Source organism: Rhodovulum imhoffii (assembly GCF_003046545.1).
GTDB classification, from domain to species: Bacteria; Pseudomonadota; Alphaproteobacteria; order Rhodobacterales; family Rhodobacteraceae; genus Rhodovulum; species Rhodovulum imhoffii.
This window is the reverse complement of sequence record NZ_QAAA01000003.1, coordinates 67,278-80,823: the sequence shown is the minus strand read 5'-3', so window position 1 is coordinate 80,823 and position 13,546 is coordinate 67,278. Positions and strand designations below refer to the sequence as shown.

The 13,546-nt window shown below is 64.2% G+C and carries 15 protein-coding genes; 9 read left to right on the top strand and 6 right to left on the bottom strand.

Annotated elements, in window-relative coordinates; translation table 11 throughout:
• Positions 1–14 precede the first annotated feature (14 nt).
• From lysA to argH, 4 genes are all read right to left on the bottom strand, one after another.
• On the bottom strand, positions 15–1,280 hold the full coding sequence (gene lysA / locus C8N32_RS03420) for a diaminopimelate decarboxylase (protein ID WP_107891077.1): 1,266 nt from the start codon (positions 1,278–1,280) through the stop codon (positions 15–17).
• A complete protein-coding gene (locus C8N32_RS03415; RefSeq protein ID WP_107891076.1) occupies positions 1,280–1,588 on the bottom strand; it encodes a DUF2834 domain-containing protein in 309 nt (102 codons plus the stop codon). The genes lysA and C8N32_RS03415 overlap by 1 nt, the downstream gene beginning before the upstream one ends.
• A 129-nt stretch (positions 1,589–1,717) precedes the next feature.
• On the bottom strand, positions 1,718–1,999 hold the full coding sequence (locus C8N32_RS03405; RefSeq protein WP_107891074.1) for a hypothetical protein: 282 nt from the start codon (positions 1,997–1,999) through the stop codon (positions 1,718–1,720).
• The gene (gene argH, locus C8N32_RS03400; RefSeq protein ID WP_107891073.1) at positions 1,996–3,387 is read right to left on the bottom strand and encodes an argininosuccinate lyase; all 1,392 of its coding nucleotides are present in this window, start codon (positions 3,385–3,387) and stop codon (positions 1,996–1,998) included. The genes C8N32_RS03405 and argH overlap by 4 nt, the downstream gene beginning before the upstream one ends.
• Before the next feature lie 22 nt (positions 3,388–3,409).
• Between argH and C8N32_RS03395 the strand changes: the two genes are divergently transcribed.
• The 8 genes from C8N32_RS03395 to C8N32_RS03360 all read left to right on the top strand — a co-directional run bounded on the left by C8N32_RS03395 (position 3,410) and on the right by C8N32_RS03360 (position 10,767).
• A complete protein-coding gene (locus C8N32_RS03395) occupies positions 3,410–3,922 on the top strand; it encodes a TlpA family protein disulfide reductase (protein ID WP_107891072.1) in 513 nt (170 codons plus the stop codon).
• Between the two features lie 55 nt (positions 3,923–3,977).
• Entirely contained in the window at positions 3,978–4,805 is an 828-nt protein-coding gene (locus C8N32_RS03390; RefSeq protein ID WP_107891071.1) for an EAL domain-containing protein, read from the top strand.
• 88 nt (positions 4,806–4,893) lie between these two features.
• Positions 4,894–6,069, top strand: coding sequence for an acetyl-CoA C-acetyltransferase (locus tag C8N32_RS03385; protein ID WP_107891070.1), 1,176 nt, complete (start codon positions 4,894–4,896; stop codon positions 6,067–6,069).
• 95 nt (positions 6,070–6,164) lie between these two features.
• Entirely contained in the window at positions 6,165–6,887 is a 723-nt protein-coding gene (gene phbB / locus C8N32_RS03380) for an acetoacetyl-CoA reductase (protein WP_107891240.1), read from the top strand.
• A gap of 424 nt (positions 6,888–7,311) precedes the next feature.
• On the top strand, positions 7,312–8,181 hold the full coding sequence (locus C8N32_RS03375) for a metal ABC transporter substrate-binding protein (protein ID WP_242509627.1): 870 nt from the start codon (positions 7,312–7,314) through the stop codon (positions 8,179–8,181).
• An 8-nt stretch (positions 8,182–8,189) separates the two neighbouring features.
• Entirely contained in the window at positions 8,190–9,083 is an 894-nt protein-coding gene (locus tag C8N32_RS03370) for a manganese/iron ABC transporter ATP-binding protein (RefSeq protein WP_107891068.1), read from the top strand.
• Positions 9,080–9,937 (top strand): metal ABC transporter permease, encoded by an 858-nt coding sequence (locus tag C8N32_RS03365; RefSeq protein ID WP_107891067.1) that lies wholly within the window; start codon positions 9,080–9,082, stop codon positions 9,935–9,937. The genes C8N32_RS03370 and C8N32_RS03365 overlap by 4 nt, the downstream gene beginning before the upstream one ends.
• A complete protein-coding gene (locus tag C8N32_RS03360) occupies positions 9,934–10,767 on the top strand; it encodes a metal ABC transporter permease (protein WP_107891066.1) in 834 nt (277 codons plus the stop codon). Before C8N32_RS03365 ends, C8N32_RS03360 begins: the two co-directional genes overlap by 4 nt.
• Before the next feature lie 249 nt (positions 10,768–11,016).
• Here C8N32_RS03360 and C8N32_RS03355 read toward each other — a convergent pair whose 3' ends face one another.
• Together C8N32_RS03355 and C8N32_RS03350 are read right to left on the bottom strand one after the other, a co-directional pair.
• A complete protein-coding gene (locus tag C8N32_RS03355; RefSeq protein WP_107891065.1) occupies positions 11,017–11,952 on the bottom strand; it encodes a cation diffusion facilitator family transporter in 936 nt (311 codons plus the stop codon).
• A 3-nt stretch (positions 11,953–11,955) separates the two neighbouring features.
• On the bottom strand, positions 11,956–12,456 hold the full coding sequence (locus tag C8N32_RS03350; RefSeq protein ID WP_107891064.1) for an SH3 domain-containing protein: 501 nt from the start codon (positions 12,454–12,456) through the stop codon (positions 11,956–11,958).
• 100 nt (positions 12,457–12,556) lie between these two features.
• Here C8N32_RS03350 and C8N32_RS03345 point away from each other — a divergent pair, with 100 nt between their 5' ends.
• Entirely contained in the window at positions 12,557–13,543 is a 987-nt protein-coding gene (locus C8N32_RS03345; RefSeq protein WP_107891063.1) for a 2-hydroxyacid dehydrogenase, read from the top strand.
• Positions 13,544–13,546: the final 3 nt, after the last annotated feature.

Here is a 13,546-nt window from a genome sequence, read left to right as displayed (position 1 = left end):
CCCGATGGCGGCGGCTAGAGCCACTCGGGAATGGTATCTCGGTTCAGCATTTCTTCAAAGGACGGGCGCGCGCGGATGACGGCGCTGTGATCCCCGCTGACAAGCACCTCGGGGACCAGAGGACGGCTGTTGTATTCCGACGCCATGACCGCCCCATAGGCCCCGGCAGAGCGGAAAGCGACCAGATCCCCTTCCTTCAGCGGTTTCAGGCGGCGTTGCCGGGCGAAAGTGTCGCCGGTTTCGCACACCGGTCCGACCACGTCATAGGTGACACTGTCGCCCCCGGGTTCGGGTTCGACCACCGGCACGATATCATGGTGGGCATCGTACATGGCCGGACGAATCAGGTCGTTCATTGCCGCATCCAGGATCAGGAAGTCGCGGTCTTCTCCGTGCTTCACGTAAATCACCCGTGCCACCAGCACCCCGGCATTGCCCGCGATCAGGCGCCCCGGTTCAATCAATATCTCGCATCCGGTGTCGCCAAGCACCCGGCGAACCATATGGCCATATTCCACCGGCAGGGGCGGTGCGGAGTTCGACCGTTCATAAGGGATACCCAGCCCGCCGCCAAGATCGAGCCGGACGATCCGGTGCCCGTCCCCGCGCAAGGTCCGGGTCAGCGCCGCAAGCTTGGTATACGCCTGTTCGAAGGGGGCAAGGTCCGTCAACTGGCTGCCGATGTGCATGTCGATGCCCACCACCTCCAGCCCCGGCAGGGCCGCGGCTGCGGCATAGGTGGAACCCGCCCGGGAAATCGGGATGCCGAACTTGTTTTCTGACTTCCCGGTGGAAATCTTCGCGTGGGTCTTCGCGTCCACGTCCGGGTTGATGCGCAGCGCCACGGGTGCGCGGGTGCCCATCGACAGGGCAACAGCGTTGAGGGCCTCCATCTCCGGTTCGGACTCGACGTTGAACTGGCGTATGCCTTCGCCCAGGGCAAGGCGCATTTCTTCGCGCGTCTTGCCGACACCGGAGAAGACGATACGCTCTCCGGGGATGCCCGCTGCGCGGGCCTTGCGGTATTCACCGCCCGAAACGACATCCGCCCCCGCGCCCAGCCCCCCCAGAAGCCTGAGCACCGCGAGATTGGAGTTGGCCTTGACCGCATAACAGACGAGATGCTCCATCCCTTCCAGCGCCTCGTCGAACAGGCGGAAATGACGGGTCAGCGTGGCGGCGGAATAGACGTAGAACGGCGTGCCCGTCTGCGCGGACAGGTCCGGCAGGGGGATGTCCTCGGCGTGGAGGACGCCGTCGCGATAGAGAAAGTGATCCATCAGCTCTCCGGACGGGAACGCAGGAAAAGATAAAGCGGCAGACCACAGGACAGGCCGATACCAAAAGTGGCCGGGATGGCCCAGAGCCCGCGCCAGTTCCGGCGCGTGACGCTTTCCGTCAGCACCCAGAGCGTCAGCGCGATCGCAGCGATGGTCAGATCCCATGTCAGGCCGGTGGTGCTGTCGTTGACATACCAGGCATCGATCATGGCACCGAAATCCCAGCCGTTGGCCGCCAGCCATGAGACGAAATAATACATCGGGTGCACCGCGCCCCAGACCGCAAGCCCCAGGAACACATACCGCATCAATTCCCCCCGCTAACGCCCATTTCCACGGTCCCGGAAACGGTGAGTCCGGGCTCCGCAGCCGGACGCTGGGGCGGGCCATCCACCCCACAGGCGGCAAGAACGGCAACCAGTGCCAGTGCAATCAGCCTAGAACCCAACTCTCAGCCCTCCCGGTCCGATTCCAACCCCGACCGGCGAACCGGCCGGCCGCACCGAGACGCCCGCGCCGCCGGTACCCACGGTGACGTCGGTGGTGGGCGTATCCACCACCTTGACGGAGGCATTGGCCCCGTTCGGGCCCACCCCGGCCGAAGCCGGGCCGCTGCGCACCGCCCCCGACGCCTTGCCATCCGGCGCAACGCCAACATGGCCCGAAGGCTGTGCACAGGCCGCAAGCCCCAACACGGCGATCAAAACGAATGCCCTCACCCCAACCTCTCTTTCCAACGGCCGATCTGCGTGCGCACCTGTTCAGGCGCGGTCCCGCCGTAGCTTACGCGACTCGCCACCGAATTGTGCACCCCCAAAACGCCGAAAACCTCTGCCGTGATGCCGGGGTGAACGGCCCGCATATCCTCCAGCCGGAGATCGGGCAGGTCACAATTCCTCTTCTCTGCCAGGGCGACGAGCGTTCCGGTGACGTGATGGGCTTCACGGAACGGCAGGTTGAGCGCGCGGACCAGCCAATCCGCCAGGTCGGTCGCGGTGGAAAACCCGCTGGCCGCTGCGGCCTCCAGCGCCGGACGGTTCGCGGTCATGTCCCGGACCATGCCTTCCATTGCAGCCAGCGCCAACATCAGGGTATCTGCCGCATCGAAGACCTGTTCCTTGTCCTCCTGCATGTCCTTGGAATACGCCAGCGGCAGCCCTTTCATCACCGTCATCAGCGCCACGTTGGCCCCGAAGATGCGCCCGATCTTGGCGCGAATCAGTTCCGCCGCGTCGGGGTTCTTCTTTTGCGGCATGATCGAGGACCCCGTCGAAAACCGATCGGACAACGCCACGAACCGGAACTGGGCGGAGGACCAGATCACCAGTTCCTCGGCGAGACGGCTCAGATGCATCGCGCAGATCGACGCGCATGACAGGAAATCCAGCGCAAAGTCGCGGTCGCTGACCGCATCGAGGCTGTTGGCCGCGGGCCGGTCGAAACCCAGTGCCCGTGCCGTCATGTGCCGGTCGATCGGAAAGGACGTTCCCGCCAGCGCGGCCGCACCAAGGGGGCATTCGTTCATCCGCACCCGCGCATCGGCAAACCGCGACATATCACGGCCGAACATTTCCACATAGGCCATCATGTGGTGGCCCCAGGTTACCGGCTGGGCGGTTTGCAGGTGAGTGAACCCGGGCATGACCCAATCCGCCCCGGCGTCGGCCTGTGCCAGCAACGCACGGATCAGCGCCTCCAGCCCGCTCATGGCCGCGTCGATCTGATCGCGGACCCAAAGCCTGAAATCGGTCGCCACCTGATCATTGCGCGAACGCGCCGTATGCAAACGCCCGGCGGCTTCGCCGATCAGGTCTTTCAGCCGGGCCTCGACATTCATGTGGATATCTTCCAGCGCCGTTGAAAAGGCGAAGTCTCCGGCCTCGATCTCCGACAGAACCGTGCACAGGCCGTTGCGGATCGCCTCCGCGTCCGTGGGGCTCAGGATTCCGGTCTCGGCCAACATGGCGGCATGCGCGCGTGAGCCCGCGATATCCTGCGCGGCAAGACGCTTGTCAAAACTGACCGAAGCGTTGATAGCTTCCATGATGGCGTCGGGGCCGGCGGCAAAGCGTCCGCCCCACATGGCGTTGGATTGGTCGTTGGTCATTGTGGTTGCCCTCGGAGGGAATATGCGTCTGGTTCGGTTGCTTGTCCTCTACACGGCCCTTGCCCTCGGTGCAAATGGCGCACATGCCGACAATTGGGACCGCCTGGAGGTGCACGACACCCCACGCCCGGTCCCCGATGCCATTCTGCAAGGCGAGTCCGCGACCGCGGGGATATCTGACTTTCACGGCAAATGGGTGATCCTGACATTCTGGGCAACCTGGTGCGCCCCCTGCCGGGAGGAACTGCCCGGGCTGGAGGCCCTTCAGGTCGCGCGCCCCGATATCACGGTGCTGACCGTTGCCGCAGGCCCCCACGACCCGGCCCAGATCACCCGGCTTTTCAGGCAGCTCGGCCTGCGCCACCTGCCGCAATGGCGCGACCCGCATGGGAAATTCGCCGCCGCGATGGCGGTCAAGACCATCCCCCTGACCGTGATCCTGACGCCTGAGGGCAAGGAGGTGGCCCGTCTGCCCGCCCCGGTCGACTGGAACAGCGCCAAAGCCCGCAGCGTGCTGGAAAACCTGCGCCTTTGACCATTTGTTAAATGCCGGCGCGCAGACTGCCCCGTGCTCACGATGGAGGCAGCCAATGAACTTGCCTGAAGATTCTTCTTTCCCCGTCGGCGGTGAAAGCCCGCTGGATGTGGCCAACGCCCTGCGCGCGGCCGACGCCCCGCGCCTTGTTCGGGAGGCGGTATCCCGCAAGGACGTCACCCTCGCCTACCAGCCGGTGGTTACCGCGGGCGAAGGATATATCGCATTTTATGAGGGGCTCGTCCGTGTTTTCGATACGCAGGGCCGGGCCATCCCGGCGCGCCATTTCATCGACAGCGTCGAAACCACCGAAATCGGCCGCCGGATCGACTGCCTCGCCCTTGAAAAGGGGTTGCGCGCGCTGGCGGAAACACCCGATCTGCGCCTCTCGATCAATCTCTCGGCCCGGTCCATCGCCTACCCGGACTGGATGAAAACGCTCAACCGCGGGCTGGCCATCGACCCCACAGCCGCAGAACGGCTGATCCTTGAAATCACCGAAAGCTCCGCAATGACGGTGCCTGACCTCGTCTCCGTCTTCATGCGCGACCTGCAGGCGCGGGGCATTGCGTTTGCGCTGGACGATTTCGGCGCCGGGTACACCGCACTGCGCTATCTTCGCAACTTCTATTTCGACATCCTCAAGATCGACGGCCAGTTCATCCAGAACATCCACGCCGATGCGGACAACCAGGTCCTGACCGGGGCGATCCTGTCCATCGCAAGGCAGCTCGACATGCTGACCGTGGCCGAGAATGTCGAAAAATCCATCGATGCGGCCTACCTTATCGATGCGGGGGTCGACTGCCTGCAGGGATATGCATTCGCCGCGCCCACACTGTCACCGCCCTGGCTGGCCACACGTGAGCAACTGCGGGCCTGATTTTGCATGCGCAGAAAGAATGGGTGCCTTTCGGGCATGGCTCGCCTATAGTCCGGGGCGTAGAACACACGGGCAAAAGGAAACACCCATGACCAATGTTGTGATCGTCTCGGCCGCGCGGACCCCGGTCGGCAGTTTCAACGGTTCTTTCGCCACCGTTCCCGCCCATGAGCTGGGGCGAACCGTGCTGGAGGCTCTGGTCGCCCGGGCAGGGATCGACAAGTCGGAAGTTTCGGAGACGATTCTTGGCCAGGTGCTGACCGCCGGCCAAGGGCAAAACCCCGCGCGTCAGGCCCATATCAATGCCGGGCTGCCCACCGAAGCCGCGGCCTGGAGCATCAACCAGGTCTGTGGTTCCGGCCTGCGGGCCGTGGCCCTGGCCGCACAGCACGTGCAACTGGGCGACGCCGCGGTCGTCGCCGCCGGCGGGCAGGAAAACATGACGCTGTCGCCCCATGTGGCGCATTTGCGCGCGGGCCACAAGATGGGCGACATGAAGTTCATCGACTCGATGATCAGGGACGGCCTGTGGGATGCCTTCAACGGGTACCACATGGGCCAGACCGCCGAGAATGTCGCCGAGCAATGGCAGATCAGCCGCGAAATGCAGGACTCATTCGCCGTTGCCAGCCAGAACAAGGCCGAGGCCGCCCAAAAGGCCGGCAAGTTCACCGATGAGATCGTGCCCGTCACTGTCAGGCACCGCAAGGGCGAGACGGTCGTGGACGCGGACGAGTACATCCGGCACGGCGCCACTCTGGAGGCGATGCAAAAGCTGCGCCCGGCCTTCACCAGGGACGGCAGCGTAACGGCCGCGAACGCCTCCGGCCTCAACGACGGGGCCGCCGGTGTTCTGGTGATGCGCGCCGAAGACGCCGAAAAGCGCGGACTGGAACCGCTGGCACGCATCGCCTCTTACGCCACCGCCGGACTGGACCCGTCGATCATGGGCACCGGGCCTATCCCGGCCTCGCGCAAGGCGCTGGAAAAGGCCGGCTGGTCTGTCGGAGATCTCGACCTTGTCGAGGCCAACGAGGCCTTCGCCGCACAGGCCTGCGCCGTGAACAAGGATATGGGCTGGAACCCGGAGATCGTGAATGTGAATGGCGGCGCCATTGCCATCGGTCACCCGATCGGGGCCTCTGGGGCGCGCATCTTGAACACCCTGCTGTTCGAAATGAAGCGTCGCAGCGCGAAGAAGGGTCTTGCCACCTTGTGCATTGGCGGCGGCATGGGCGTGGCGATGTGCCTTGAACGTCCGTAACGAAAAACGCAGCCGGGTGCGCAATATTATTGCGCACCCGAATTGTATTTCGTACCAACATTACCGATACGCATATTTTCGCTTCCGGAGGAATCATGGCTAAAGTTGCACTCGTTACTGGTGGTACTCGTGGCATCGGCGCCGCCATCAGCAAAACCCTGAAAGAGGCCGGCTATACCGTGGCGGCAAACTTCGCAGGAAACGAAGAGGCGGCCCGCAAGTTTACCGACGAAACCGGTATCCCGACCTACAAGTGGTCGGTGGCCGATTATGACGCCTGCAAGGCAGGCGCCGCGAAGATCGAGGCCGATCTCGGCCCCATCGACGTGGTGGTGGCCAACGCGGGCATCACCCGCGATGCCCCCTTCCACAAGATGACACGCGAGCAGTGGCAGGAGGTGATCGACACCAACCTGACCGGCGTTTTCAACACCGTGCACCCGGTATGGCCCGGCATGCGGGAGCGCAAGTTCGGCCGCATCGTGGTGATCAGTTCGATCAACGGGCAAAAGGGCCAGTTCGGGCAGGTGAACTATGCCGCCACCAAGGCGGGCGACCTGGGTATAGTCAAATCTCTGGCGCAGGAGGGTGCGCGCTACGGCATCACCGCAAACGCGATCTGTCCGGGTTACATCGCCACCGAAATGGTGATGGCGGTACCGGAAAAGGTGCGCGAGGCGATCATTTCCCAAATTCCCGCCGGTCGCCTGGGCGCGCCCGCCGAAATCGCACGCTGCGTGGCATTCCTTGCCTCCGAAGACGCGGCTTTCCTGAACGGCTCCACCATTTCCGCGAATGGCGGGCAGTTTTTCGTCTGACACCCTTGGCGGGCCGGCAAAGGCCGGCCCGCCGTGACCTGACACATGTTTGCCAGCCGCCGCCCCGCCCCTGACCGGGTATAGGCGTGATCTTTACGCCAGCGAACCATGCGGAACTGCCAAGACCGTGACCGGGCTTTGCGCAGCAAGATTCTTGTCCGCGAATCTCCACCTGGCACAGACCCGCACGGAATCGCCCCGGCAATGGTCCGGCGTTTGCGGCAATCTTGTGCCGGTGGACCGGACATATCCCCGGTCTCAACATTTCCCGGATATCAAACGTCATTGCCGGAATGCCCCGATTGCAGTGGCGATATTGGGCCGCGAGATTCTACTTGCGACTGCCTCTCATTTTCAAATACTGTGTCTCAACCCTCATATGTCATGGATTCCAATGCTTCTCCGCCTTCGCACCCTCACCCCAATGATCGGGCTGGTCGCCGCGCTGTCCCTGCCCGCCGCGGCCCAGGACAAGATGAAGGTCGTCACGACCTTCACGGTACTCGCCGACATGGCCGCCAATGTGGCCGGCGACGCGGCAGAGGTTGTCTCCGTCACCAAGCCCGGCGCGGAAATTCATGGCTACGAACCCACCCCACGCGACATCGTACGGGCAAGCGATGCAGATCTGATCTTGTGGAACGGGCTGAACCTTGAACTGTGGTTCGAACAATTCCTGAAAAATCTTGGCGACGTGCCCTCGGCAACGCTTTCGGACGGGATCGTCCCGATCCCGATCGCGCAGGGGGCTTATGGGGGCAAGCCGAACCCCCACGCATGGATGGGGCTGGAAAACGCGGTGATCTACATCGACAACATTGCCCGCACCTTTTCCACCCACGACCCGGCCAACGCGAAAACTTACGCCACAAACGCCGCCACGTATAAGGCACAGCTGCGCGCCACGCTGGAACCGCTGAAGGAACAGGTTGCCGCCATCCCCGAAGACCGGCGCTGGCTGGTCACCTGTGAAGGCGCCTTCGGCTACCTTGCACGGGATTTCGCACTGAAAGAACTTTACCTCTGGCCGATGAACGCCGACCAGACCGGCACGCCACAACAGGTCCGCGCGGTGATAGATGGCGTGCGGGCACATGACATTCCGGTCGTTTTCTGTGAAAGCACGGTCAACACCGCACCCGCCAAGCAAGTCGCCCGTGAGACCGGGGCACGCTACGGGGGGGTGCTCTATGTCGACTCGCTCAGCACAACGGACGGCCCGGTCCCAACCTATCTGGACCTGCTGCGCGTTACGGCCCAGACTGTCGTTTCCGGGCTGAGCGCACAAAACTAGGAGCGGGCATGTTCAACCGACAGGCGCAAAACGCACAGCCCGTCGCAAACGGTCCCGCCGGGCTCCTGGCCCGTGATGTCACGGTGACCTATAGAAACGGACACACCGCCCTGCGCGGGGCCAGCTTCGCGATCCCGCGCGGCACGGTTACCGCGCTGGTGGGCGTGAACGGGGCGGGAAAATCGACTCTCTTCAAGGCGATCATGGGGTTTGTGCCTGCCACACGGGGGGAGATCCGCCTGCTGGACCGCACGGTAAAACAGGCCCTGCGCGAAAATATCGTGGCTTATGTTCCGCAGTCCGAGGAGGTCGACTGGAGCTTCCCCGTCCTGGTCGAGGACGTCGTGATGATGGGGCGCTACGGGCGTATGGGCCTGCTGCGGCGTCCCCGCACCGCCGACCGCGCGGCCGTGGACGCCGCCCTGGAACGCGTGGGCATGCAAGAATTTCGCCACCGCCAGATCGGGGAATTGTCAGGCGGTCAACGCAAGCGTGTCTTCCTGGCCCGCGCCCTGGCGCAGGACGGGCAGGTGATCTTGCTGGACGAACCGTTCACCGGTGTCGACGTCAAGACCGAAGAGCAAATCGTCACCTTGCTGCGCGCTCTGCGTGACGAAGGGCGGGTGATGCTGGTTTCCACCCACAATCTCGGCTCCGTACCCGAGTTCTGTGACCGGACGGTACTGATGAAGGGCACGGTACTGGCCCACGGCCCGACGGCAACCACTTTCACCCGCGAAAACCTCGAACGCGCCTTTGGTGGCGTTCTGCGCCACGTCACCCTTGGCGGGACGGAGTTGCACGATGATGGCGACCCGCGCCGGGTAACCATCCTCACCGATGACGAACGCCCCTTCGTGCAATACGGCGACAAGACACACACCGCCGAGGGTCAGCCATGATCCTGCTGGAACCGTTTGCCTACAGCTACATGACCACCGCGATGTGGGTTTCGGCGCTGGTAGGGGCGGTTTGCGCGTTCCTGTCGGCCTACCTGATGCTCAAGGGCTGGTCGCTGATCGGGGATGCGCTCTCGCACGCGGTGGTGCCAGGGGTCGCGGGGGCCTACATGCTGGGCCTGCCCTTCGCCCTGGGGGCATTCCTGGCCGGCGGACTGGCGGCGGGGACGATGCTGTTTCTTTCGGATCGTTCCGGGCTGAAGGTGGACGTCATCATCGGGCTGATCTTCACGTCATTCTTCGGGTTAGGGTTGTTCATGGTTTCGGTCAGCCCGGTCTCGGTCAGCGTTCAAACCATCACGATGGGCAACATCCTGGCCATCACACCCGAAGACACGCTGCAACTGACGATCATCGGGGGGGTGTCGCTGGCAGTACTTCTGGCCAGATGGAAAGACCTGATGGTGACCTTCTTCGACGAAACCCACGCACGCTCCATCGGGCTGCGGACAGGGCTGCTGAAAGCCGTTTTCTTCGTGATGCTTTCGGCCTCGGTGGTGGCGGCCATGCAGACCGTGGGGGCGTTTCTGGTCATCGCGCTGGTCGTCACACCGGGCGCGACGGCCTACCTGCTGTGCGACCGTTTTCCGCGCCTCGTCGCCACCTCGGTCGCGATCGGAGCGGGGACAAGCTTTGCCGGGGCGTATGCCAGCTATTTCCTCAACGGCGCAACCGGTGGCATCATCGTCACATTCCAGACCCTGCTGTTTCTGGCGGTGTTCGTGCTGGCACCCAAACACGGGCTTCTGGCCCATCGCCGCCAGGGGCGCGCGGCGCTGAACGGAGACGCCCGATGATCGAAACCGTGCTGATGCCGTTCCAGTTTCCCTTCATGCAGAACGCCTTCCTGATTTCCGCCATGGTGGCGGTCCCCACTGCGCTGTTGTCCTGCTTTCTGGTGCTCAAGGGCTGGGCACTGATGGGAGACGCGGTCAGCCACGCGGTCCTGCCGGGAATCGTGCTGGCCCATGTGATGGGGCTGCCGCTGATCCTTGGGGCCTTTGCCGCCGGAATGGTCTGCACCACGGCCACCGGGTACCTGGCCGAAAACAGCCGGGTCCGGCAAGACACGGTGATGGGCGTGGTCTTTTCGGGCATGTTCGGACTGGGCCTTGTGATGTATGTCGCGATCGACACCAACATCCATCTTGACCACATCCTGTTTGGCAACATGCTGGGGGTGGAACCGCACGAGATGCGTACTGCCGGGGCGATCTCGGTCGGGGTTGCCGCCGCGCTTTTGCTGAAATGGAAAGACCTGCTGCTGCACGCCTTCGACCCGGCACAGGCCCGTGCCTGCGGATTGCGGGTGGGGTGGCTTCATTACGGGCTTCTGGCGGCCCTGTCGGCGACCATAGTGGCGACACTCTCGGCGGTGGGGCTGATCCTTGCGATCGGGCTGCTGATCGCACCGGGGGCAATCGCCTTCCTGCTGGCGCGCAGCTTTGCCCGAATGATGGCCGTGGCAGTGGCCGTCTGCCTGAGCGCGATGCTGGGGGGAACCTACCTGAGCTTTCACCTCGACAGCGCGCCCGCACCAACGATCGTCCTGGTGATGACGGGGATGTTCGGTCTTGCCTTTCTGAAACGGCAGATCGCGGTACGGCCGCGCGACTCTCAAACCTGACCATTCTGCCTTCTCACCGGGACGCAGGGCCGGCCCTGCGCCAGGAGACAGGGCCCGCCGGGTGGGCACGCCCTGAAGGGACGTCGGCCGAACCGTTGTCAAAACACCCTGTGGTTATCCACCCGATGTCTCGGGCAAACGAAAATCCGGCCTGGCTACGGGCAGCGCCTTGCCCCCGCCGCTGACACCCGCCCACAAAGGATCGGATTCGACGGAACGCGGCTGACGGAGATGCCCGTTCGCCGCAAATCAGGCCCCCCGCCCATCGTCGGAAACCGCATTCCAGCGCCGCGCAGGATCGAAATGAATGATGACATCGGCCCCTGGGAAAATCTGTATTATCTTGTGCTTAAGCGTCGCCCCGATGGCGTGGGCCTCGTGCAGACTCTGGGCCCCGTCCAGTTCGATATGCAAATTCACGAACAGGCGTGACCCTGCCACCCGCGTCTTGAGATCATGGTAGCCCAACACGCCCGGCTGATTTTCGGCCAGTGCCGCAACCTGGGCGACGATCTCATCGGGGGCCGCACGGTCCATCAGGGCATCCCAGGCCCGTCGGCCAATTCCCAGCGCCCCGACCGCCAGCATCCCCGCCGCGCCCAGCGCCACGATACTGTCGAACCGCACCAGCCCGTAGCGGGCAGAGACCCACAACGCCACCAAAGCCCCGATATTGGGGACGAGATCTCCAAGATAATGCAGCGAATCGGCTGCCACGACCTTGCTGCCCGTCCGCCGCGCCACCCGGCGCTGCCACAGCACCAGCGCCAGTGTCAGCAGGATCGACGCACCCATGACCACCATGCCGCGCCCCTCGGCGCGGAGCGGGGCGGGCGACGGGTCGCTCACCCGCAGGAGCGCCGCGACGGCAATCGCCCCGGCAGAGATCAGGATGAAAACCGATTGCCCCAACGCGGCCAGGTCCTCGGCGGCAGTATGCCCGAAAGCATGATCCTGATCGGGAGGTCGCGCCGCGTACAGGACCGCCGCCAGTGCCGCCAGCGAGACCATCAGGTCCAGCGCGCTGTCGGCCAGAGACGCCGCAACCGACAGCGCCTGCGTCTCCCCCAGCGCCCATAGTTTGAGCCCCACCAGAATCACGGCAACCCCGACCGAAGCCACCACCGCAGAAAGGTTCAACCTCCGGCTGGCCCGCGGGTCGGAGAACACGGCCTGTCCGCTCATGGGTTATTGCCGCAGGTCATCGGGCGAAACCCCCCAAAGCACGGCCTTGGGCACCCAGCCTTTCTGGCCCTGTGCCACAATCCGGCACCAGTCCGGGTTGCACTCGCCCAGCCGCGCGATCACGCCGCGCTCCGCCCGGGCCATGATGCGCGACTCGGCACTGGGAGAACGATACAGCGCGACATCCTCGGCCTCGACAAGCACCGTGCGCACCCCGGACAGTAACGAATAGTGCATCCACCCGCCTGCGCCGTCGCGGTCCTGCACCCGGCGCCAGTGGCCGTATTCCGCGGTGATCTGCAAGGGCATGTTCCGCCGCTTAAACACCCAGTCTATCCGGTGGCTCAGGCCGGGGCCGCGGCGGACATTGCCCTCGGAACTTTTCAACGACACGAACCGCGGCAGCGGCAGGTCGGTGACCCGCCCCCGCTCCTGTGCCGCGACCGCCCCCCCGGCCAGGAGCACCATGCCCAAAATTGCCGCCAGACCCACCCGTATCGTCATGACCTTGCGCCGCCTCTTGTTACGGGGTCTTGTGCCTTGCCCCGATCTCGGACAGTTTGCCACTCAGACACCGGGAAGGAAAGCAGCAGGAGGCCCCCACATGCCGGCTCAACGTCTGAGTGTTGTCGTGACGCGACGATTGCCCGAACCCGTCGAGACCCGGCTGAAAGAGCTGTTCGATGTCTCCCTCTCGGAGGACGACCACAAACTGACACGCGGCGAACTGGTCGAGGCGATGCAGAAGGCGGATGTCCTGATCCCCTGTGTCACGGACCGGATCGATCAGGCCATGCTGGCCCAGGCGGGCGAACAACTCAAGCTGATCGCCAATTACGGTGCCGGCATCGACCATATCGATGTGCAGACCGCCCGCCAGCGCGGCATCCTGGTGTCCAACACGCCGGGCGTCGTTACGGACGATACCGCCGACATGACGATGGCGCTGATTCTTGCCGTCACCCGTCGCATCCCGGAGGGGTTGCGGAAGATGCAGTCGGGGGACTGGGGGGGCTGGACTCCGACCGCGATGATGGGGGGGCGCATCAGCGGCCGCCGGCTGGGAATTCTCGGCATGGGGCAGATCGGGCAGGCCGTGGCCCGGCGGGCACGGGCCTTTGGCATGCAGGTGCATTATCACAACCGCCGCCGTGTCCGCCTTGAAACCGAACAGGATCTGGAGGCGACCTACTGGGAGAGCCTCGACCAGATGGTCAGCCGGATGGATGTGCTCAGCATCAACTGTCCGCACACGCCGTCCACCTTTCACCTCATGAACGCCCGGCGGCTCAAGCTGCTCAAGCCCAGCGCGGTAATCGTGAACACCTCCCGCGGGGAAGTGATCGACGAAAACGCCCTTACCCGAATGCTGCGCGCGGGGGAGATCGCCGGCGCCGGCCTCGACGTGTTCGAACACGGCCATGAGATCAACCCGCGCCTGCGCGAGATGGACAACATCGTGCTGCTGCCACATATGGGGTCCGCCACGCTCGAGGGGCGGACCGAAATGGGGGAGAAGGTTCTCATCAACGTCAAGACCTTCGCGGACGGGCACCGGCCGCCGGATCTGGTTGTGCCGGGCATGCTGTAGAAA